At 68.2% G+C, this 20,335-nt stretch carries 18 protein-coding genes; 12 read left to right on the forward strand and 6 right to left on the reverse strand.

Features of this window, described 5'->3' with window-relative positions; genetic code table 11:
- The first annotated feature begins 24 nt into the window (after positions 1-24).
- From mazG to gcvH, 7 genes are all read left to right on the forward strand, one after another.
- Positions 25-801, forward strand: coding sequence for a nucleoside triphosphate pyrophosphohydrolase (gene mazG / locus CEK68_RS00180; protein ID WP_152238204.1), 777 nt, complete (start codon positions 25-27; stop codon positions 799-801).
- Complete coding sequence (locus tag CEK68_RS00185) at positions 798-1,121, forward strand: YnfA family protein (protein WP_152238163.1); 324 nt, start codon at positions 798-800, stop codon at positions 1,119-1,121. The genes mazG and CEK68_RS00185 overlap by 4 nt, the downstream gene beginning before the upstream one ends.
- Before the next feature lie 606 nt (positions 1,122-1,727).
- Positions 1,728-2,030, forward strand: coding sequence for a DUF962 domain-containing protein (locus CEK68_RS00190; RefSeq protein WP_017910461.1), 303 nt, complete (start codon positions 1,728-1,730; stop codon positions 2,028-2,030).
- 64 nt (positions 2,031-2,094) lie between these two features.
- Positions 2,095-3,060, forward strand: a complete 966-nt coding sequence (locus CEK68_RS00195; protein WP_026143744.1) for an SPFH domain-containing protein — start codon at positions 2,095-2,097, stop codon at positions 3,058-3,060.
- 3 nt (positions 3,061-3,063) lie between these two features.
- Positions 3,064-3,495: an NfeD family protein gene (locus tag CEK68_RS00200; RefSeq protein WP_150409340.1), complete on the forward strand. Its 432-nt coding sequence runs from the start codon at positions 3,064-3,066 to the stop codon at positions 3,493-3,495.
- A 309-nt stretch (positions 3,496-3,804) separates the two neighbouring features.
- Complete coding sequence (gene gcvT, locus CEK68_RS00205; protein WP_152238164.1) at positions 3,805-4,911, forward strand: glycine cleavage system aminomethyltransferase GcvT; 1,107 nt, start codon at positions 3,805-3,807, stop codon at positions 4,909-4,911.
- A gap of 93 nt (positions 4,912-5,004) precedes the next feature.
- Positions 5,005-5,400, forward strand: coding sequence for a glycine cleavage system protein GcvH (gene gcvH, locus CEK68_RS00210; protein ID WP_017910465.1), 396 nt, complete (start codon positions 5,005-5,007; stop codon positions 5,398-5,400).
- Positions 5,401-6,077: 677 nt separating this feature from the next.
- On the opposite strand, the gene CEK68_RS00215 is transcribed toward gcvH, so the two are convergent.
- Positions 6,078-6,395, reverse strand: a complete 318-nt coding sequence (locus CEK68_RS00215) for a hypothetical protein (RefSeq protein WP_193314061.1) — start codon at positions 6,393-6,395, stop codon at positions 6,078-6,080.
- Positions 6,396-6,638: 243 nt separating this feature from the next.
- Here CEK68_RS00215 and CEK68_RS00220 point away from each other — a divergent pair, with 243 nt between their 5' ends.
- Entirely contained in the window at positions 6,639-7,094 is a 456-nt protein-coding gene (locus CEK68_RS00220; RefSeq protein WP_152238166.1) for a histidine biosynthesis protein HisIE, read from the forward strand.
- A 1,617-nt stretch (positions 7,095-8,711) separates the two neighbouring features.
- Here CEK68_RS00220 and CEK68_RS00225 read toward each other — a convergent pair.
- Together CEK68_RS00225 and CEK68_RS00230 are read right to left on the reverse strand one after the other, a co-directional pair.
- Positions 8,712-10,100, reverse strand: a complete 1,389-nt coding sequence (locus CEK68_RS00225) for a serine hydrolase domain-containing protein (protein WP_026143743.1) — start codon at positions 10,098-10,100, stop codon at positions 8,712-8,714.
- 318 nt (positions 10,101-10,418) lie between these two features.
- On the reverse strand, positions 10,419-12,017 hold the full coding sequence (locus tag CEK68_RS00230; RefSeq protein WP_152238167.1) for a choline dehydrogenase: 1,599 nt from the start codon (positions 12,015-12,017) through the stop codon (positions 10,419-10,421).
- A gap of 179 nt (positions 12,018-12,196) precedes the next feature.
- Here CEK68_RS00230 and CEK68_RS00235 point away from each other — a divergent pair, with 179 nt between their 5' ends.
- Entirely contained in the window at positions 12,197-13,504 is a 1,308-nt protein-coding gene (locus tag CEK68_RS00235) for an MFS transporter (RefSeq protein ID WP_152238168.1), read from the forward strand.
- An 88-nt stretch (positions 13,505-13,592) separates the two neighbouring features.
- Positions 13,593-13,946 carry a DUF1304 domain-containing protein gene (locus CEK68_RS00240; RefSeq protein ID WP_152238169.1) on the forward strand — a complete coding sequence of 118 codons (354 nt, stop codon included), beginning with the start codon at positions 13,593-13,595 and terminating at the stop codon, positions 13,944-13,946.
- A 56-nt stretch (positions 13,947-14,002) separates the two neighbouring features.
- Here CEK68_RS00240 and CEK68_RS00245 read toward each other — a convergent pair whose 3' ends face one another.
- The 3 genes from CEK68_RS00245 to CEK68_RS00255 all read right to left on the reverse strand — a co-directional run bounded on the left by CEK68_RS00245 (position 14,003) and on the right by CEK68_RS00255 (position 17,956).
- On the reverse strand, positions 14,003-14,485 hold the full coding sequence (locus CEK68_RS00245) for a hotdog fold domain-containing protein (protein ID WP_152238170.1): 483 nt from the start codon (positions 14,483-14,485) through the stop codon (positions 14,003-14,005).
- A 67-nt stretch (positions 14,486-14,552) separates the two neighbouring features.
- Positions 14,553-17,039, reverse strand: a complete 2,487-nt coding sequence (locus CEK68_RS00250) for an acyl-CoA dehydrogenase (RefSeq protein ID WP_017910471.1) — start codon at positions 17,037-17,039, stop codon at positions 14,553-14,555.
- Positions 17,036-17,956 (reverse strand): alpha/beta hydrolase, encoded by a 921-nt coding sequence (locus CEK68_RS00255; protein WP_152238171.1) that lies wholly within the window; start codon positions 17,954-17,956, stop codon positions 17,036-17,038. The genes CEK68_RS00250 and CEK68_RS00255 overlap by 4 nt, the downstream gene beginning before the upstream one ends.
- Before the next feature lie 139 nt (positions 17,957-18,095).
- Here CEK68_RS00255 and CEK68_RS00260 point away from each other — a divergent pair, with 139 nt between their 5' ends.
- Positions 18,096-18,707, forward strand: coding sequence for a TetR/AcrR family transcriptional regulator (locus CEK68_RS00260; protein WP_017910473.1), 612 nt, complete (start codon positions 18,096-18,098; stop codon positions 18,705-18,707).
- Between the two features lie 77 nt (positions 18,708-18,784).
- Positions 18,785-20,326 (forward strand): sulfotransferase, encoded by a 1,542-nt coding sequence (locus CEK68_RS00265; RefSeq protein ID WP_193314063.1) that lies wholly within the window; start codon positions 18,785-18,787, stop codon positions 20,324-20,326.
- The last annotated feature ends 9 nt before the right edge of the window (positions 20,327-20,335 follow it).

Raw genomic sequence — 20,335 nt, forward strand, 5'->3', positions numbered from 1 at the left:
GACCTTCCTGCCCTGCTCGACATCATGGCGCGCCTGCGCGATCCCGCGCAGGGCTGCCCCTGGGACCTGGAGCAGGATTTCGCCAGCATCGCCGCGTACACGATCGAAGAGGCCTACGAAGTGGCCGACGCGATCGACCGCCAGGACCTGGCCGGGCTGAAGGACGAACTCGGCGATCTGCTGCTGCAGGTGGTGTTCCATGCGCAGATGGCGCGCGAGCAGGGCGCGTTCGGCTTCGACGACGTGGTCGCGGCGATCTGCGACAAGATGGTGCGCCGCCACCCGCACGTGTTCGGCGACAGTCAGGTGGCCGATGCCGAACAGCAGACGCTGAAGTGGGAAGAGATCAAACGCGCCGAGCGCGCCGCCGCCGGCGAGCGCGATGCCTCGGCACTGGCCGGCATCGCCCGCGGCCTGCCGGAATGGCAGCGCGCGCTGAAGCTGCAGTCGCGCGCGGCGCGGGTCGGCTTCGACTGGCCCGGCCCCGCGCCGGTGCTGGACAAGGTGCAGGAAGAGCTGGAGGAAGTGCGCGCGGAACTGGCGCATGGCGCCGCAGTCGATCCGGCACGCCTGCAGGACGAGATCGGCGACCTGCTGTTCGTCTGCGCCAACCTGGCGCGGCATGCCAAGGTCGATGTCGGTGCGGCGCTGCGCCACGCCAACCTCAAGTTCGAGCGTCGCTTCCGCACGATGGAACGGCTGGCGCAGCAGGACGGCGGCGCGCTCGATGGTCTGTCGCTGGTGCAGCAGGAGGCGTACTGGCAGCGCGCCAAGGACGAAGAGCGCGCCGCGGCCGGATGAAGACCCTGCTGCTGTTCGTGCTGACCGCCGTCGCGGAAATCCTCGGCTGCTACCTGCCTTATCTGTGGCTGCGCGAACAGCGCAGCGCCTGGCTGCTGCTGCCGGCCGCGGGCAGCCTGGCGGCCTTCGTCTGGCTGCTGACCCTGCATCCCGCCGCCAGCCGCCGCGTCTATGCGGCCTACGGCGGCGTCTATGTCGCCGTCGCCTTGCTGTGGCTGTGGACGGTGCAGGGCATGCGCCCCACGCGCTGGGACCTGCTCGGCGCCGGCCTGTGCCTGGCCGGCATGGCGGTGATCATGTTCGCACCGCGGCAGGGCTGAGGCCGCTCCCCCGGGAGCTTGAGACGAACTCGGCGGGTGCACTGTGGGAGGGACTTCAGTTCCGACGCATTGGCTCATCGGAAAGCACGCCACGTTGCGCGTCGTGGCCGCATGACCGTTGCGCCCCAGGACACGTCCCTGCGCGATGGGCGGTGCCCTGTGGTCGCGATACACGTCCTCGTCGCACCGCGGCACGACGGAGGCCGCTCCCATAGGCGCTTGCGGTGAATGCGGTGGGTGCACGGTGGGAGGGACTTCAGTCCCGTCGCATTGGATCATCGGAAAGCACGCCAGGTTGCCCGTCGTGGCCGCATGACAGTTGACCTCCGCAGGACACGTCACGGCGCGATGGGCGGTGCCTTGTGGTCGCGATACACGTCCTCGTCGCACCGCGGCACGACGGAGGCCGCTCCCATAGGCGCTTGCGGCGAATGCGGTGGGTGCACGGTGGGAGGGACTTCAGTCCCGACGCATTGGCTCATCGGAAAGCACGCCAAGTGCGCGTCGTGGCTGCATGACACCCGCGCGTCGCATCCGTGCGCAGCGCGCGACGCCCGCGCTCCCGGCGTATGCTGGACGCCTGCGTCGCCTCGGGAGGGCCATCGCATGCGTCGCTTCTCCAGTTTTCGCGAGTTCTATCCGTTCTATCTGAGCGAGCACCGGCATCGGGTGTCGCGACGGCTGCATTTCGTCGGCAGCCTCGGCGTGCTGGCGAGCCTGCTGCTGGCGCTGTGCACCGGTCAGCCACGTTGGTTATGGGCCGCACCGGTCTGCGGCTACGGCTGCGCCTGGATCGGCCATTTCGTGTTCGAGAAGAACCGTCCCGCCACCTTCAAGCACCCGCTGTACTCGCTTGCCGGCGACTGGGTGATGTTCAAGGACATGCTGCTGGGCCGCATCCGCTGGTGACCGGCACGTGCGCGTGCGCTGGCTATACTGCGGATTCGATTTCTTCTCTGGTTAATGGAGCGACCTGATGCCGTCTTCCTTCTTCCTTGCGCTGGTGATCCTGTTCTTCGGCGTGGTGGTGCTGTTCAAGACCGTGCGCATGGTGCCGCAGGGATTCCAGTGGACGGTGGAGCGCTTTGGCCGCTACACCCACACGCTGTCGCCCGGCCTGCACTTCCTGATTCCGTGGATGTATGGCGTCGGCCGCAAGGTCAACATGATGGAACAGGTGCTGGACGTGCCCAGCCAGGACGTCATCACCAAGGACAACGCGGTCGTGCGCGTGGACGGCGTGGTGTTCTTCCAGGTGCTGGACGCCGCCAAGGCCGCGTATGAAGTCTCCAACCTGGAGATTGCCACCATCGCGCTGGTGCAGACCAACATCCGCACCGTGATCGGCTCGATGGACCTGGACGAATCGCTGAGCCAGCGCGAAACCATCAATGCGCAGCTGCTGAACGTGGTCGACCATGCCACCAATCCGTGGGGCATCAAGGTCACCCGCATCGAGATCCGCGACATCCAGCCGCCGCGCGACCTGGTCGATGCGATGGCCCGGCAGATGAAGGCCGAGCGCGAGAAGCGCGCGCAGATCCTCGAGGCGGAGGGCTCGCGGCAGTCGGAGATCCTGCGTGCCGACGGCGAGAAGCAGGCGGCTGTGCTGGAGGCCGAAGGCCGCAAGGAGGCCGCGTTCCGCGACGCCGAGGCGCGCGAGCGCCTGGCCGAGGCCGAAGCGCGGGCGACGGCGATGGTGTCCAAGGCGATCGCCGAGGGCGACGTGCAGGCGATCAACTACTTCGTCGCGCAGAAGTACGTGGAGGCGTTCAAGGAACTGGCCACCGCGCCGAACCAGAAGTTCGTGCTGATGCCGATGGAGTCCAGCGGCATCATCGGCTCGATCGCCGGCATCGCCGAACTGGCGCGCGAGGCGCTGAACAAGCAGGCCACCCCGCCGGCAATGCCGCGCGTGCCGCCGCGCAACGGAGTCTGAGCCATGCGCATTGAGGTAGTGGCCTGGGGTGCCCTGACCTTGTTGCTGTTCGCGGCCGAATCGCTGGCGCCGGGCGCCTTCATGCTGTGGATGGGCTTCGCCGCCGCAGCGGTGTTCCTCGCCGTGCTGGTGTTCCCGGACATCCCCCTGCTGCTGCAGGTCGGCGCGTTCGTGGTGCTGAGCTTCGTCTCGATCCAGGTGTACCGCACCTGGTTCCGCAACCGCGGCCGGACCAGCGACCAGCCGCTGCTCAACCGCCGCGCCGAGCAACTGATCGGCCGCATGGTGACCCTGGACCAGCCGATCCACGGCGGCCGCGGCCGCGCCAAGGTCGACGACGCCTTCTGGGTCGTCGGCGGCCCCGACCTGCCGGCCGGCAGCACGGTGCGCATCGTCGGCGTGGACGGGATGACGCTGCTGGTCCAGGCGGTTTGAAAGCCGGGATTGGGGATTGGGGATTGGGGATTGGGGCCGCGAGTGTGCGGTACCTCCGCCTTCCCAATTTTCCTGCGCGTAGGAGCGGCGATCAAGCGCGAGTCCTTCGGCTCAGGACGCCCGCTCTTGCTAATCCCGAATCCCAACTCCCCGATCCCGGCCTTCGCTGAAGCCGCTCCCACGGCACTGCGCGATCGAGCGCCAGTCCTCCGGATCCAGGAAAGCCGCTCTTACGAATCCCCATTCCCGATTCCCCAATCCCGGCTCCGCCCCAGCGATAATGGGGCACTTTTCTCACGGACCCGCGCCATGACCCAGAAGACCATCCTCAACGACAGCCACCGCGCCCTCGGCGCCAAGATGGTCGACTTCGGCGGCTGGGACATGCCGATCCACTACGGCTCGCAGATCGACGAGCACCACCAGGTGCGCCGCGACGCCGGCATGTTCGACGTCAGCCACATGACCGTGGTCGATCTGCACGGCGAGCAGGTCCGCGCGTTCCTGCGCCATCTGCTGGCCAATTCGGTGGACAAGCTGAAGGTGCCGGGCAAGGCGCTTTACACCTGCATGCTCAACCCGCAGGGCGGGGTGATCGACGATCTGATCGTCTATTACATGTCCGATGCGTTCTTCCGCCTGGTGGTCAACGCCGCCACCCGCACCAAGGATCTGGCCTGGATCGGCGAGCAGGCGCAGGCGTTCGGCGTGCAGGTGCGCGAGCGCGACGACTTCGCGATGATCGCGGTGCAGGGGCCGAACGCGCGCGCCAAGGCGATCGGCCTGCTGCGCGAGCAGGATCGTGCCGCGGCGCAGAAGCTCGGCCGCTTCGCCGCGATCGAGGCGACCTCGGACGCGGGCGTGCCGCTGTTCGTCGCGCGCACCGGCTACACCGGCGAAGACGGCTTCGAGATCGTGCTGCCGCAGCAGCAGGCGCCGGCGTTCTGGGAGGCGTTGATCGGCGCCGGGGTCAAGCCGGCCGGCCTGGGCGCGCGCGACACGCTGCGCCTGGAGGCGGGCATGAACCTGTATGGCCAGGACATGGACGACAGCGTCTCGCCTTACGAGGCCGCGCTGGCCTGGACGGTGACCCTCGACGAGGGTCGCGACTTCATCGGCCGCGCTGTGCTGGAAGCGCAGAAGGCCGGCGGCGCGCCGCGGCAGATGATCGGCCTGGTGATGGACGAGAAGGGCGTGCTGCGCCACGGGCAGAAGGTGCTGACCGCGAACGGCGACGGCGAGATCCTGTCCGGTACCTTTTCGCCGACGCTGGGCAAGGCCATCGCCTTCGCACGGGTGCCGGCCGGCGAGCCGGGTGCGGTGCGCGTGGACATCCGCGGCAAGGAAGTGCCGGTGCGCGTGGTCAAGTTCCCGTTCGTGCGCGAAGGCCAGGTCCAGCCCGGCGTGCTCGGCTGAGTCCTGTCCGCCGCGCGCGACTTCGTCCCCACGCGCGCGGTTCGCTACACTAGACTCCCATCCTCGATACCGTCTTCATTCCGGAGCAGCCCCATGAGCGAGATCCCTGGCGACCTCAAATTCCTCAAGTCCCACGAGTGGGCCCGCGTCGAAGGTAACGGTCGCGTGACCATCGGCATCTCCGACCACGCCCAGGGCCTGCTCGGCGACCTGGTCTACGTCGAGCTGCCGAACGTCGGCGATCACGTCGAAGCCGGCAACGGCGTGGCCGTGGTCGAGTCGGTCAAGGCCGCCTCGGACGTGTACAGCCCGCTCAGCGGCAAGGTCGTCGAGGTCAACACCGCGCTGAGCGACAAGCCGGAAACGATCAACGAGGACGCCTACGGCGAAGGCTGGATCCTGGTACTGGAAGCGGACGATGCCGAGCAGTTGAACGAACTGCTGTCGCCGGACGAGTACGCCGAACTGCTCGAGGACGACGGCCACTGAGCCGACCGCCCATCGCGATACCCGAACCGGCCGCCCAGTGCGGCCGGTTTCTTTTTGGGCGCGGCTCGGCGAGCTCGCCAGCGTCCGCGTCGGCAGCGCCATTCTGTGTATGGCGATCCCGGAACGCGCGTCGCCGGCGGCGCTGCGTGCGTCGCTGCGAAGACCATGTGAGGTCGCTGCCGGGTGCACCGCGAGCGCAGCGTGTCCGTCGCGTCTGGCGGTGACCGATGCCGACGATCGGCGCGTCGGCCGGCGCCGGTTTTCCGACGCGGCGCAGGTGCAGCGCGGCATGGGGGCACCACGCGGGTCGGCGACGCGCGGGCATCGGCGATGCGGTGCGCGCTGTTCGCGTCGTCGATGCATGGCGGCGCGGTGCGTGCCGGCGCCAGTCGATCACCTCTGCGAGCTGCGTCGGTCGACACGACCGTGCAACGGCATCGCCGGAGGACGCGTTGGCGACTTGGCATGGAGGTGGGCGAGGGCAGTCGTGCGCGTCGCGGTGCGTCGGCGACGTGCGTGCAGGTCGTGTCGTGGTGGCGCGATGTGGCACCACCCGGCGACGCGGCACGCACGCATCGCGCGCGTCGTGAGCGCCGCACGACGCAAAAAAGTTTGCGCACTTTTGCGCATTTGCACTTGTGCGATGCCGGAACCGCGTGCGGTCGCGAAATTTTTTTTCAGCTAGCGGACAGGCTGGCGTGCATCGCCGCGGTTCCCGCCGACGCTTCGCCGCTGCCTGCCAGCAACGCGATCGAGGCAGTGTGTCGTTGCAGAAAACACGGAAATTTCCCTGCTTTTTTTGCATGCGCCGTTTTCCTCGCAGCGTCGGCGTCGGCGATCGGCGGCGTCGGCAAGGCGGCCAGTGCGGCATGCGGCGTCGGTGGCGCGCGCGCCATCGAAAAAAAAATTGCGTAGAAGTGTTGACAGTAAAAAAAACCGTGATTAGGTTTCGCCCAGCAGACGTTGCTGCGCAAGCGAGTGAATCGGATCGACATCAAAACGCGAAGCACAACTTGGACATCCGCCAGGAACCCGAAGATGGTGGAGTTGGAGTCGCTTCCCTCCGAGAAACGCAACGTCTCCCCTGGCATCGCACCCGTATCGCTATCCGGTACGGGTGTTTCTGTATCCGATCCGGCCCGCAGCGCGCGCCGGCGGTTCCCGCAGGCGGAGCATCGCCGCGAGGTTGCTTTAACTGGGCATTTTCAATCCATAGTTCACTGACGAGGAGCCATCCCATGGCGACGAAAAAAGCTGCGAAAAAGCCGGCCGCTAAGAAGGCGGTCAAGAAGACTGCCGCCAAGAAGCCGGCAGCGAAGAAGGTTTCGGTAAAGAAGGCGGTCAAGAAGGTCGCCAAGAAGGTGGCCAAGAAGGTCGCCAAGGTGAAGAAGGCGGTCAAGAAGGCCGTCGCCAAGAAGGCAGTGAAGAAGACGGCAAAGAAGGCCGCCACCAAGAAGACCGCGAAGAAGGCCGTCGCCAAGAAGGCGGTGAAGAAGACCGCGAAGAAGGCTGCGACCAAGAAGACCGCTGCCAAGAAGACGGTGAAGAAGTCGGCTGCCAAGAAGCCGACCGCGAAGAAGGCAACTGCGAAGAAGGCCACCGCCAAGAAGACCGTGGCGAAGAAGAAGCCGGCCGCTCGCAAGAAGAAGGCCGCTCCGGTCGCGCTGCCGGCCACGCCCGCGCCGCTGATCTGATCCATCCCGATCGCTGTTCCTAGACTCTCTCCCCGGTGCCCAGCGGGGAGGGAGTTTTTTATGTGCGGCATCCTGCCGCGCGCGCTCGCAGTCCCGGTTGTGGGAGGCACTTCAGTCCCGACCGGAGAGTACCTCCGTGGTGCCTTCGTCCGACGATCCCGCGGCGTCCGTCTTCTCGATCCACGCTGGCCCTTCCCTGTGCCTTGCTTGCCAGGCTGCGACGTGGACATCGCGCCTGTGCCTGTCGCATCGAAAACGGACGCGGCAAGCCGCGTCGTCTCCGTGCCACGGTCGGCGCCTGCGGGCAGGGCAACGCATCCACCTGATCTCCCTGGCATGCACGTGCGGCCTGGGCAGCCACGCGAGTACCGGGAGGCGCGGGCAGTTATCGTCGGCGTGAACTTACGCGACAGCTACGCCGGCAACGACACGACGGTAGGCGGCAGCAAAGGCCGTCATATCGCGTTCAATGGATCGCCCCTGGCCTGGATCGACCGACCGTCGGGATCGGGGCCGCCACAGCGGCCGGAACGCCTGGCATTCGCCGACCCAGCCAAGGCGTTGCGTGCGCACTTGCAGCGCGTCAGCGCGCCTTGCCCGCCTCCTCCGCATCACGGGTTTTTCCGGCGTATCCGTGGACTGAGGGGAGTCTCCGGCCGCCTGCTTTCGCCACACTCACGCCGGATGCAGTCTGTCCTGTGGGAGTCGACTGTCGTGCAGCCGCGACAAGCGAAGCCGAAAGCCGGACGACACCCTCCGTCGTCGGGACTGAAGTCCCTCCCGCAGTGCACCCGGTAGGTTCGTCGCAAGCCCCTGTGGGAGCGGATTCAGCCACGACGGGTTTTGTCTGGAATGCCCGTCGCTGCTGAAGCGACTTCCACAGTGGCTTGCGAGCTCGCCGGGTGGCTGTGGGAGGGACTTCAGTCCCGACGCATTGGTCCATCGGAAAGCACCCACCACGTCGCGCGTCGTGGTTGCACGACAGTCGACTCCCGCAGGATGCTTCTCGTCGGTCGTTATCGAAGGTGTCCTGCAGTCGCACCTCGCGCGCTGTCCCGCGCACGTCGGCGATGGTGCACCGGGTTGCCAGCACGCCAACGGCAGCCTGCGGCGATGCGGGGCGCAGCGACACCCGATGCCGGATCGCGAACAATGCCGAGAGGGCGCGGCGTGTGCCCTGTGCGCGATCTTGGAAACGACGGTGCGCCACCACCCTCACCGCGGCCGTACGCGGGCGCTCCGAGCGCCTGCTGCCGCTGGGGCGACGCAGTCGCAGATCGTTCGTCCAGGCACGACGTCGGCGTTGCGGCCACACTTTTGTGACGCGCTCGTGCCAGCGCATCGCCGCAGCCGGGACAGGGCTGCGTCCCCGTGTCGGGAAAAAGGGCGCACGCGGCGCAGGTCAGCGCTGTAGACAGCAGAGAGGCGGTTCGCGCGCTCGTTCGCGAGGATGCTGCGCGAGCGCGCGGTCAGTGCGGCGGAGACCACGCCGTGTCGTTGCTGCGGGAACGGCACCGCGTCCCAGCCGGGAAGGGGCACACGCGGTGCAGTCAGCGCTGCAGACAGCAGAAAGGCGGCTTGCGCCGCCTTCTGCGAGGATGCTGCGGGAGGCCGCGCTCAGTGCGGCGAGGCCACCGACTTGGACGAGGAGGCGCCCTTCTTGTCCTTCGGGTCCGGACGCTCGGCCATCAGGTTGTCGCTGCCGAAGTCGGTGTCCACGTCCAGCCAGCGCTGCGCCGGCAGGCCGATCGCGCGGTCGAGTACGGTCGGCAGCAGGCCCGAGGGCAGGCCGCTTTCGCCGTTCCACAGGATGGCCACGCCGAGGTCGCGTTCCGGCACCAGCGCGATCAGGCCGCGGTAGCCCTGCACCGCGCCGGCATGGAAGATCACCTGGTGGCCGGAGTAGTCGAACACGCGCCAGCCCAGCGCGTAGCTGGCCGAGTTGACGCGGGCGCGGCGCCAGCCCGAGCGCATCTCGCCCGGGGTGAGGATCAGCGGCGCATGCAGGGTCGCCAGCAGCGGCTCCGGCAGCACGTCGGGACGATGCCCGGTCTGCGCGATCAGCCACTGCGCCATGTCGCTGATGCTGGCGTTGACGCCGGCGGCCGGCGCCAGGCGGTAGTAGGTCGGCTTGGGCGTCAGCGAGACCCAGCCGTTGCGGCTGCGCACGTGCGGGCGCGCCCAACGCGGGCTGGCCTGGATGCCGGCCAGGCCCATGCTGGCGTCGTTCATGCCCAGCGGCTTGAAGATGCGCCGCTCCACCGACTGCTCGTAGAAGCTGCCGGACGCGGCGAACACCACGTCGCCGATCAGGCTGAAGGCGACGTTCTGGTAGGCGTAGCACTCGCCCGGCGCGCACTTCAGCGGCGCATAGGCCAGCTTGTGGCTGAGCGTGTAGTAGTCGATGTTGGATTCGACGTCGCGGTCGTAGGCGTTGTAGGTGAGGCCGACGCGGTGGCTGAGCAGATCGGCGACGTTCAACTGGCGCGTGGCGACCGGGTCGCTGAGCTGGAAGCCGGGCACGTAGTCGACGACCTTGCTGTCCCAGCGCAGGGTGCCGTCGTTGACCAGCAGGCCGGCCATGGTGCCGGCGAACGCCTTGGACAGCGAGGCCAGGCGGAACACGGTGTGCGCATCGACCTGCTCGGGGCGGTTGACGTCGGTGACGCCGTAGCCGCGCGCGCTGAGCACCTGGCCGTTGTGCACGATGGCCATCGCCAGGCCGGGCACGCGCTCGCCATAGGTCAACTGTTCGGCCACCGACTCCAGCGCGGCGACATCGAAGTCCTTGGCCAGCGGCAGCACCTGGCTTTGGGTAAGCGAAGCGCGGTAGGGCAGCGGCTGGGTCGGCGAGGTGTAGCGCGTGGCTTCGGTGTGCAGCGGCGGCGGCAGCGGTTGTGCGGGCGCCGGCGTCTGTGCGGTGGAGGACATCGCGAAGGGCAGCAATGCCCCGAGCAACCCGGTTGCCACCGGTCGAAGGAGCCGGTGCCTGCTGTTCTGTGTCATTGCGCCTGAGGCCTGTGAGGTGCTGCCGGCCACGATTCTAGCGCCGGATTTCTCGAATGCACAAACTGGGAGAAGATGAATAGGCATCGCCTTGATCCTGCTGGGGATTTCCCGCCTCGGACGGGGCTGTGCAGGCCTGCCGGCGGAGTGGTGGCGGGGACTGCGGCGGATGCCCACGGACATGCAATCGCCGTGCCGCGCACGGCTTTGCCTGGCCCCTCTCCCCCCGGGAGAGGGGTTGGGGTGAGGGTAGGTCGCCCAGTAGCGGATCTACCGCCGCGATACTCGTGCGCTCGCCCCCTCCGCGTAGCCGCCGCCTCACCCCTCCCGCAGCACAGCCCGCCCACGGATCAGATCCGCAGCACGTTCGGCGATCATCATTGTCGGCCCGTTGGTGTTGCCGCTGACCAGGCGCGGCATCACCGAGGCGTCGACCACGCGCAGGCCGTCGAGACCGCGCAGGCGCAGCTGCGGGTCGACCACCGCCTGCGCATCGCTGCCCATCCGGCAGGTGCCGATCGGGTGATAGATGGTTTCGGCCTTGGCGCGGATGAAGGCGACCAGCCCGGCCTCGTCCAGGTCCTCGCGCGCCGGCAGCAGCGCCGCGCCGCGCCATGCATCGAACGCCGGCTGCTGCAGGATGTGCCGCGCCAGGCGCGCGCATTCCACCAGCATGCGCAGGTCGAAGCCGTCGGGATCGCTCAGATAGTTGGCCTGGATCCGCGCCGGCGTGCGCGGGTCGGCGTCGTTGAGCGCGATGCGGCCGCGGCTGCGTGGCTGCAGGTGGCAGGCGTGCAGGGTGAAGCCGTCGCCGGGCAGGCGGTTGCGGCCGTGGTCGTCGAGCATGGCCGGCACGAAGTGCAACTGGATGTCGGCGCGCGCGTCCGGCGCCAGCGGCGAGCGGATGAAGCCGCCGGCCTCGGCGATGTTGCTGCTGCCGGCGCCGCGGTGCCCACGCAGGAAATAGTCGAAGGCGATCTTGGCCTGGTTGCGGCGGTCGTAGCTGATGCCCGGGCGGGTGCGGTACAGCGTGCACACGTCCAGGTGATCCTGCAGGTTGGCGCCGACCTGCGGCTGGTCCAGCTGCACCGCGATGCCATGGCGGCGCAGCGCATCGGCCGGGCCGATGCCCGAGAGCATCAGCAGTTGCGGCGAGTTCACCGCGCCGGCGCTGAGCAGCACCTCGCGCGCGGCGCGCGCCTGCACCTCGCGGCCGTCCTGCGCATAGGCGACGCCGACCACGCGTCCGCCTTCGATCAGCAGGCGCAGCACCAGCGCGTCGGTGACCACCTGCAGGTTGTCCCGCGCCCGCGCCGGCGCCAGGTAGGCGACTGCGGCCGAGCAGCGTGCGCCGTCCTTCTGGGTGACCTGGTACAGGCCCACGCCTTGCTGCTGCGGGCCGTTGAAATCGGGATTGTGCGGGAAGCCCGCTTCCTGCGCGGCCGCGATGAACACATCCGAGAGCGGGTTGTGGTAGCGCAGGTCGGAGACGTGCAGCGGGCCGTCGCCGCCGTGCAGCGCATCGCCACCGCGGCTGTTGCATTCGCTGCGGCGGAAGTACGGCAGCACGCCGCGCCAGTCCCAGCCATCGGCGCCATCGGCCGACCAGTCGTCGTAGTCGGCGGGCACGCCGCGCACGTAGCACATCGCGTTGATCGAGCTGGAGCCGCCCAGCACCTTGCCGCGCGGCCACCACAGGCGGCGGTCGTTCAAGGCCGGCTCGGCCTCGGTCAGGTAGTTCCAGTTGATGCGGCGATTGGTGGCCAGGCGCGCCAGGCCCGCGGGCATGTGGATGAAGGGATTGCGGTCACGCGGCCCGGCCTCGATCAGCAGCACCTTGCAGTCGCGGTCCTCGCTCAGGCGGTTGGCGAGCACGCAGCCGGCCGAGCCTGCGCCGATGATGATGTAGTCGTACACCCGCGGTGTCCCCTGAGTTCCTGGCGCCGACGCTAGTCGCCGAGGATAGAGCATATGCTCGGCGCGCGTGGTGGCGTGCGGCGGCGCGGCATATCCCGGGGACTCGCACGGCGCCCGCGCTGGCGATGTTGCAGTGCATCGGATACCTTGCGCGCAACCAGGCGGCGAACGGCGAGCCGATGCAAGCGGAAAATAAGCGCGTCCACACTGGCGAGCTGCGCGCAGTGCTGCTGTCCTTCGTGTACTTCTTCTGCGTGCTGTCGGCGTACTACGTGATCCGGCCGGTGCGCGAACAACTTGCCGCGGCTGTCGGCTCGACCCAGCTCCCTTGGTTCTACATGGCGACCTTCGTCGCCACGTTGCTGCTGACCCCGCTGTTCGCGTGGATGGCGGCGCGTTGGCCGCGGCGGATCGTGGTCCCGGCGGTATACGTGTTCTTCGCGCTGTGCCTGTTCGGCTTCGTGCCGCTGTTCAGCGGCTACGGCGGACTCAGTCCGCGTGCGCTGGGCATCGTGTTCTTCGTCTGGGTCAGCGTGTTCAACCTGTTCGTGGTGTCGGTGTTCTGGAGCTTCATGGCCGACATCTGGAGCAACGAGCAGGCGCGGCGGCTGTTCCCGCTGATCGGCCTGGGCGGTACGGCCGGCGCGGTAGCCGGCCCGCTGCTGACCCGTGGGTTGGTCGGGGTGATCGGCGTGGCGCCGTTGCTGGTGGTGTCGGCGGCGCTGTTGGGCGTGGCGCTGGCATGTGTGATCCTGCTCGGGCGCTGGGCGCGGGTGCATGGCGCGCGCCGCCACGACGTCGGCCACGAGGCGGCGGTCGGTGGCGGCATGTTCGACGGTCTCAAACAGATCCTGGCGAATCCGTTCATGCGGGGGATGGCGCTGCTGATGCTGCTGGGCGATTGCATCGGCACGGCCGGCTACGCGCTGATGACCGATTACTCCGGGGGCACCTTCCACAACGCGGTCGATCGAACAGAGTTCGCCGCCAATATCGACATGCTGACCAATGTGCTGCAGGTCGCCGTGCAGATCACGCTGACCCGCTGGCTGCTGATGAAGAAGGGTGCCGGCATGGTGATCGCGCTGTGGGCGTTGATCAGCGTGGGTGCGCTGGTGACCACGGCGCTGTCGCCCGATCCCTATGCGCTGGCAGTGTGGATCGTGCCATGGGTGGTGTTGCCGGTGGTGATCACCCGTTCGCTGACCTACGGCATGGTCGGCCCCGCGCGCGAATCCCTTTATACGCGGGTGCCGCGGCAGTTGCGCTACCAAGGCAAGAACGCGGTGGATACGGCGGTGTGGCGTGCTGGTGACGTGGCCGTCTCGTCGGCGATGATCGGCCTGCGCGGCCTGGGCGTGGGAGTGCAAGGTTTCGCCGCGTTGGCCGCGTTGGCAGCGGCGCTTTCCGGCGCCATCGGCTGGCGCCTGGCGCGTGCGGTCGAAAGCACCGCCCCAGTTGCGGCGAAGACAGCGGCGACGCGTTGAGTCCGCGCCCAGCAGGTCGCGTCGCCGTGGTGCCGGCCGCCGCGGCAACCGCTATGCTGTGCATCCTTTACTGCCAATGGACGCGCGCATGACCCTGCTGGCTTCGATTCTCGTATGCCTGGTGGCGCTGCTGCACGTGTACATCCTGGTGCTGGAGATGGTCCTGTGGACGCGTCCGCTGGGCATGAAGGTGTTCCGCAATTCGCCGGAGAAGGCGCAGGCCACGCGCGTGCTGGCGGCTAACCAGGGGCTCTACAACGGCTTCCTCGCCGCCGGCCTGGCCTGGGGCCTGGTCGCGCAGCGGGTCGACGTGATGCTGTTCTTCCTCGGCTGCGTGGTCGTGGCCGGCCTGTACGGCGGCTGGAGCGTCAGCCGCCGCATCGTGTTCGTGCAGGCGCTGCCGGCGGCGCTGGCGATCGCGGCCGTGCTGCTGGCGTACTGAGCCGCACACCGCACACCGCACACCGCGCACCGCACACCGCGCACGCGACGCTGCGATCAGGGCGAGGCCGTGGCCGGCACGCGTGGCGACACCCGCATGGCGATGCGCGCGAAGCACACCACGTGCTCGTGCGTATCGCGGATCTCCACGCTGACCGGCAGGTCGTAACCACGCTCGGCGGCGACGATCGCCACGTCCGGCGTGGCCACCGCATGCATCGGGCCGAGCGCCTTGCTGCGGTATTCCACCTGCATGCCCTTGGGGATCCAGCGCATCGACGGCGGCAGGCTGGCGTCGACCATCACTCCACCGGCCAGTTCCGCCAGGTTGCACAGCGCGATCGCGTGTACCGTGTCGATGTGGTTGCTGACCCGCCGCCGGTGCGCGATGCGCGCCTCGCAGCGGCCCGGCTCCAGGACGGTGATGCGCGGGGCGATGCTGGCGAAGTAGGGCGCCTTGAAGCACACCGCACGCGAGAACAGCCAGGATCCCCCGGGCCAGCCTTGCATGCGGCGGTAGAGCGAGAGCAGTCGGCTCATTGCAGTTCCCCGAACGCACGACGGCGGACCGAAGTCCGCCGTCGTGGGTGTCGCATGGCCAGGACGATCAGGCCGCTTCGCGCGAATGCCCGTCGTCGGCCGCCGCTGCGGCACGCTGGTAGTAGCTCGCCGAGCGCAGTTCGTCGGTGTCGAAGTCGTCGACGCTGATCGTGTCCATGGTGATCTCGCGCAGCTCCTCCAGCTGACGGCGCTCGTCGGCCGACAGCACGCCTTGGCGCACCGCCTCGTCCAACTGCGAGGCGAAGTCCAGCGATTCGATGCCCTTGCTCTTGAGCGCCTTCAGGAACTTGCGCTCCACCGGCTCGGCCAGCACCGCCTTGGTCAGATAGCTGGCGATGCGGCCGCCGGGGTTGTTCTCGCACGGGGTCAGGAACACGCCCTGGCCCAGGCGATCGCGGGCTTCGTTCGGCGTCATCAGCAGCGCGGCGACGCGGTGGCCCAGGCGGTCGCCCGGCGCTTCTGCGCGGCGGCCCCACGGGAAGATCAGCGCCCACATCAGCCAGCCGACCGGACGGATCGGGAAGTTGCGCAGCGCCGCCGACAGCGCCAGCTCGATCTTGTGCACGCTGTCGTGGAAGGCCCAGGCCAGCAGCGGCTGATCGGTGGCCGGCGCGCCGTCGTCGTGGTAGCGCTTGAGCATCGCGCTGGTCATGTAGATGTGGCTCAGCACATCGCCCAGGCGACCGGACAGCGACTCCTTGAACTTCAGCTTGCCGCCGAGCATCAGCATCGACACGTCGGCCATCAGCGCCAGGTTCGCCGAGTAGCGGTCCAGCTTGCGGAAGTAGCGGCGGGTGTAGGCATCGCCCGGCGCGGCGCCGATGCGCGCGGCGGTCAGGCCGAACCACAGCGAACGCACCGCGTTGGAGATGGCGAAGCCGATGTGGCCGAACAGGTTGCGGTCGAACTCGTCGACGCCGGCCTTGTGATCCGGATTGCCGGCGGCCTTCATCTCCTTCATCACCCACGGATGGCACAGGATCGCGCCCTGGCCGAAGATCAGCAGGCTGCGGGTCATGATGTTGGCGCCTTCCACGGTGATCGCGATCGGCGCGGCCTGCCAGCTGCGGCCGGCGAAGTTGCGCGGGCCGAGGATGATGCCCTTGCCGCCGACCACGTCCATCACGTCGCTGATGACCTCGCGGCTCATCGTGGTGCAGTGGTACTTGGCGATCGCCGACGGCACCGACGGCACGTCGCCGCGGTCCACCGCCGCGGCGGTCGCCTGCGACAGCGCGCTGATCGCATAGGCCTTGCCGCCGATTCGCGCCAGCGCCTCTTCCACGCCTTCGAAGCGGCCGACCGACAGGCCGAACTGCTTGCGGATGCGCGCATACGCGCCGGTGACGACCGCGCCGAACTTGGCGCCGCCGCTGGCGGTGGAGGGCAGGGTGATCGAGCGGCCGACGGCCAGGCACTCGTTGAGCATGTTCCAGCCCTTGCCGACCATTTCCACGCCGCCGATCAACTGGCTCAGCGGGATGAACACTTCGCGGCCATGGATCGGGCCGTTCTGGAACGGCGAGTTCAGCGGGAAGTGGCGGCGGCCGATCTCGACCCCCGGGGTCTCGCGCGGCAGCAACGCCAGGGTGATGCCGATGTCCTTGGTGTCGCCGATCAGGCCTTCCGGGTCGTACATGCGGAACGCCAGGCCGACCAGGGTCGCCACCGGGGCCAGGGTGATGTAGCGCTTGTCGAAGGTCAGCTTGACGCCGAGCACGTTGGCGCCGTTCCACTCGCCCTTGCAGACGATGCCGTAGTCGGGAATCGAGGTGGCATCGGAGCCGGCGAACGGACCGGTCAGGCCGAAGCAGGGCACTTCCTGGCCCACCGCCAGACGCGGCAGGTAGTAGTCCTTCTGCTCCTTGGAGCCGTAATGCAACAGCAGTTCGCCCGGGCCCAGCGAGTTGGGCACGCCGACGGTGGAACTGACCACGCTGGAGACCGAGGCGATCTTCTGGATCACCTTGTGGTGGGCCAGCGCGGAGAAGCCCAGGCCGCCGTATTCCTTCGGGATGATCATGCCGAAGAACTTGTTCTTCTTGATGAAGCTCCAGATCTCAGGCGGCAGGTCGGCGTGGACGTGGGTGATTTCCCAGTCGTTGGTCATCCGGCACAGCTCTTCCACCGGGCCATCGAGGAAGGCCTGCTCTTCGGCGGTCAGCTGCGGCTTGGGATAGTTCAGCAGCTTCTGCCAGTCCGGGTCGCCGGTGAACAGCTCGCCTTCGAAGCCGACCGAGCCGGTTTCCAGAGCGATGCGCTCGGTCTGCGACAGCGGCGGCAGCACCTTGCGGAACACCTTCAGCATCGGCGCGGTGAGCAGCGGCTTGCGCACGAACGGCAACAGCAGCGGCATCGCGACCACCGCCAGCACGACGGCCGCGACGATGGTGGCGACGTGGTTGGCGCCGAGCAGCCAGCACGCGACCAGCAGCGTGGCGCTCAACGCGGCCCAGACGGCGAGCCGCATGCGGTGATAGGCGGCGAACGCGCCGGCCAGCAACAACACGAGGAAGGGGGCAATGATGCTCATGGGCGTGCTCCGGGGAGGTACTCGGTGACGGCGGACGATGCGCCGGCGCAGGCCGGTGGCAGGGCGTCCAGGTAGTGCAACACAGTGGCGGTAAATGCGGCGTTGTCGTCGCCGGCCAGCATATGCGTGGCTTCGGGCAGATGCGCATGCTGCGCATGCGGCACCAGCGACAGGAACTCTTCGATGGTCTGCGGCGTGACCAGATCGCTGCGGCCGCCGCTGATCAGCAGCAGCGGGCACTGCACGTGCGCGGCGGCCTGCGCGATCGCGCCCTGGTGCTGGTCGCTGTCGCGCGCCAGCTCTTCGACCAGGCGCGGGTCCCAGTGCCAGTACCAGCGGCCGTCGGGGTGTTGCCGCAGGACGCTGCGCAGCGCCTCGGGCGACTTGCGCGCGCGCTGCGGCAGGTAGGCGGCGATCGCGTCGCCGGCCTCGTCCAGGCTGGCGAAGCCATGGGGGTGCGCGGTCATGAAGGCGAGGATGCGCTCGACCCCGGCCGGCTGCCAGCGCGGGGTGATATCCACCAGCACCATCGCGCGGAACAGGCCCGGCCAGCGCGATTCGGCGATCAGCCCGAACAGCCCGCCCATCGAGGCGGCGACCAGCACCGGTGGCGGCGACATCTCGCCAGCGACCACGATCAGGTCGTCGGTGAATTGCTCGCCGCGATAGGGCAGGTCCGCCGGGTTGCGCGCCGAATCGCCATGGCCGCGCGCGTCATAGGCGACGCTGCGGTAGCCGTGCGCCTGCAGCGCCGCGGCGGTCGCCGACCAGGCATGCTTGGTCTGGCCGAAGCCATGCGCGAACAGCACCGATCCGGCCTCGCCGGGACCGGTGACGGTCGCGGCCAGCGCCAGCTCGCCGGCACCCGAGAGGGTAGCCGAGGCGGCATGCGGGATGGTGGCGGAAGCGGAAACCATACGAGATAGTATGGTTGCTCTGCGCGGCATGTCAATACGATGCAGTATGGGTGCGAAAAGCCAATGCTGCCGGGCATTTGCGCCGCCCTCGTGAAGGCCACATACTGCAACCGACGTCCCCGTATGGTTAAATCCACGGATGAATACCGCGCCCGCTCCTTCCTCCGACGACGGCGCCGCTTCCGGCGGTGGCCGCAACAACCGGCTCAGTGCCGAAGACTGGGCGCAGGCCGCCCTGGACCTGATCGCCGAACAGGGCGTCAGCGCGGTGGCGGTGGAGCCGCTGGCGCGGCGCCTGGGCGTCACCAAGGGCAGCTTCTACTGGCACTTCCCCTCGCGCGATGCGCTGCTGCAGGCCGCGCTGGAGCGCTGGGAACTGGTCGAGCAGCAGCAGGTGTTCGGCAGCCTGGAAGAGGTGCCGGATCCGCGCACGCGGCTGCGCGCGCTGTTCCAACTGGTCGCGCACGAGGTCAAGCCGCACATCATCTACAGCGAGTTGCTGAAGGCGCTCGATCATCCCGCGGTGCGGCCGGTGATCGACCGGGTCTCGCAGCGGCGCATGGAGTATCTGATCGCCTCGTTCCGCCAGGCCGGGCTCAGCCGGACCGATGCGCAACATCGCGCACGCCTGGCCTATGCCGCCTACGTCGGCTTCCTGCAGCTTTCGCTGCAATTGCACCAGCCCAAGCAGGCGCGCGAGGACTTCGAGGCCTACGTCGAACACGTCATCGTGACCTTGATTCCGGGCTGAGGCCGGGCCGGCGCGCGTCACCGCCCAGGCAATCCTGAAGGAAGATGATGACCGGCTCCGATGAGCAGATCGGCGCGTTGCTGGCCCAGGGCCGCAGTGCGATCGCAGCGCGGCGGTTCGATCGTGCCGAGGTCGCGTTCGCGCAGGCCGTGGCGCTGGCGCCGGACCAGGCTGATGGCTATCTGGGCCTGTCGCACGCCCTTCTGGTGCTGGGACGCCATGCGGAGGCCAAGACCGCGACGATGAGGCTGGCCGCGATGTCCCGGTTGAGCCCGGCACAGGCGTTCGAACTGGCCAGGCGCCTGCGCCATTTCAACGAATACGAGCGACTGATCGCGCTGTTGCGCGATCAGTCGTTGCTCTCGGCCATGTCGCCGCAGCAACTGGCCGAAGCGGCGGTGCTGCTGAGCGACATCGGCGAGCACGCGCTGGCATTGACCCTGGTGGAGCGCGGCCTGCGTCTTGCGCCGGGGCATGCCGCTTCGTTGTACTTCAAGGGCAACCTGTTGTTCTTCCTCGGCGACCGCAACGGTGCCGAAATCCACTACGAAGCGGCATTACGTGCCGATCCGGCGATGGCGCAGGCGTTCTGGATGATGGCCGCGCTGCATACCCAGCGGCACGCGTCCAATCATGTGGGCCGCCTGCGCGACGCGCTGAGGCGCTGTCCGCCAGGTTCCATGGGCGAAACCTATCTGAATTTCGCCCTGCACAAGGAACTGCACGATCTGGGCGAGCACGCCGAGGCATGGCAGGCACTGGAGCAGGCATGCGGCAGCGCGCGCCGGCGCATCGATTACCGCCTGTCCGATTCGCTGGCCTTGCTGGATGGCATCGAGCGGCGGTGTTCGCCGGCGTATCTGGCCGAGCCGATGCCGATAACGGAAGGTGGTCCGCGTCCGATCTTCATCGTGGGAATGCACCGCAGCGGCACCACGCTGCTCGAACAGATGCTCGTGCGCCATTCCCAGGTCCGCTCGGTGGGCGAGTCCTATCTGTTTCCCGAGCAACTGCGCGGCGTCACCAATACCGCGGCGCGGGATGCGCTCTCGCTGGATATGCTCGCGCGCCTGGATTCGGACGCGCTGCGCCGCGCAGGCGCCGACTATCTGCACGCGGCCGCGTGGGCAGTCCAGGGCCGGGATGTCCTCGTGGAGAAACTGCCGGCCAATGCGTTGAATGTCGGCTTCATCCGCAAGGCGTTGCCGCAAGCCAGGATCGTGTGGATGGCGCGCGATCCGATGGATACCTGCTTCTCCAATCTGCGCGTGCTGTATTCGGGCGTGGCCGGCTATTCCTACACGCAGCATGAAATGGCCGGCTACTTCGTTGCACACCAGCGGCTGATGCAGCATTGGGAGCGCAGCCTGCCCGACGCACTGTTGCGGGTCGATTACGCAGCGCTGGTCGCGCAGCCGGAGGCGACGTTGCGCCAGGTCGCGGCCTTCTGCGGATTGCCGTACCAGCCGCAGATGCTGGATCTGGAGCGGGCTCATGGCGCGGTCGCGACGGCGAGCGTCGGACTGATGCAGGGTGGTCTGCGCGCGGATCGCGCGCGGGTGTGGGCGCCGTATGCGGCGCAACTGCAGCCGTTACGCTCCGCTCTGGGACTGGCGTAGCCGACGCCC

The sequence above is a fragment of the Xanthomonas sp. LMG 12461 genome, from assembly GCF_009192935.1.
Taxonomy (GTDB): Bacteria; Pseudomonadota; Gammaproteobacteria; order Xanthomonadales; family Xanthomonadaceae; genus Xanthomonas_A; species Xanthomonas_A sontii.

Excerpts from the sequence above, each read along its gene's own strand:
- CEK68_RS00225 (WP_026143743.1), bottom strand. The coding sequence starts at position 10,100 with ATGACACAGAACAGCAGGCACCGGCTCCTTCGACCGGTGGCAACCGGG.
- CEK68_RS00250 (WP_017910471.1), bottom strand. The coding sequence starts at position 17,039 with ATGAGCATCATTGCCCCCTTCCTCGTGTTGTTGCTGGCCGGCGCGTTC.
- CEK68_RS00190 (WP_017910461.1), top strand. The coding sequence starts at position 1,728 with ATGCGTCGCTTCTCCAGTTTTCGCGAGTTCTATCCGTTCTATCTGAGC.
- CEK68_RS00215 (WP_193314061.1), bottom strand. The coding sequence starts at position 6,395 with ATGTCGATCCGATTCACTCGCTTGCGCAGCAACGTCTGCTGGGCGAAA.
- CEK68_RS00200 (WP_150409340.1), top strand. The coding sequence starts at position 3,064 with ATGCGCATTGAGGTAGTGGCCTGGGGTGCCCTGACCTTGTTGCTGTTC.
- CEK68_RS00255 (WP_152238171.1), bottom strand. The coding sequence starts at position 17,956 with ATGGTTTCCGCTTCCGCCACCATCCCGCATGCCGCCTCGGCTACCCTC.
- gcvT (WP_152238164.1), top strand. The coding sequence starts at position 3,805 with ATGACCCAGAAGACCATCCTCAACGACAGCCACCGCGCCCTCGGCGCC.
- CEK68_RS00220 (WP_152238166.1), top strand. The coding sequence starts at position 6,639 with ATGGCGACGAAAAAAGCTGCGAAAAAGCCGGCCGCTAAGAAGGCGGTC.
- CEK68_RS00240 (WP_152238169.1), top strand. The coding sequence starts at position 13,593 with ATGACCCTGCTGGCTTCGATTCTCGTATGCCTGGTGGCGCTGCTGCAC.
- CEK68_RS00185 (WP_152238163.1), top strand. The coding sequence starts at position 798 with ATGAAGACCCTGCTGCTGTTCGTGCTGACCGCCGTCGCGGAAATCCTC.
- mazG (WP_152238204.1), top strand. The coding sequence starts at position 25 with ATGGCGCGCCTGCGCGATCCCGCGCAGGGCTGCCCCTGGGACCTGGAG.
- gcvH (WP_017910465.1), top strand. The coding sequence starts at position 5,005 with ATGAGCGAGATCCCTGGCGACCTCAAATTCCTCAAGTCCCACGAGTGG.
- CEK68_RS00235 (WP_152238168.1), top strand. The coding sequence starts at position 12,197 with ATGCAAGCGGAAAATAAGCGCGTCCACACTGGCGAGCTGCGCGCAGTG.
- CEK68_RS00260 (WP_017910473.1), top strand. The coding sequence starts at position 18,096 with ATGAATACCGCGCCCGCTCCTTCCTCCGACGACGGCGCCGCTTCCGGC.
- CEK68_RS00245 (WP_152238170.1), bottom strand. The coding sequence starts at position 14,485 with ATGAGCCGACTGCTCTCGCTCTACCGCCGCATGCAAGGCTGGCCCGGG.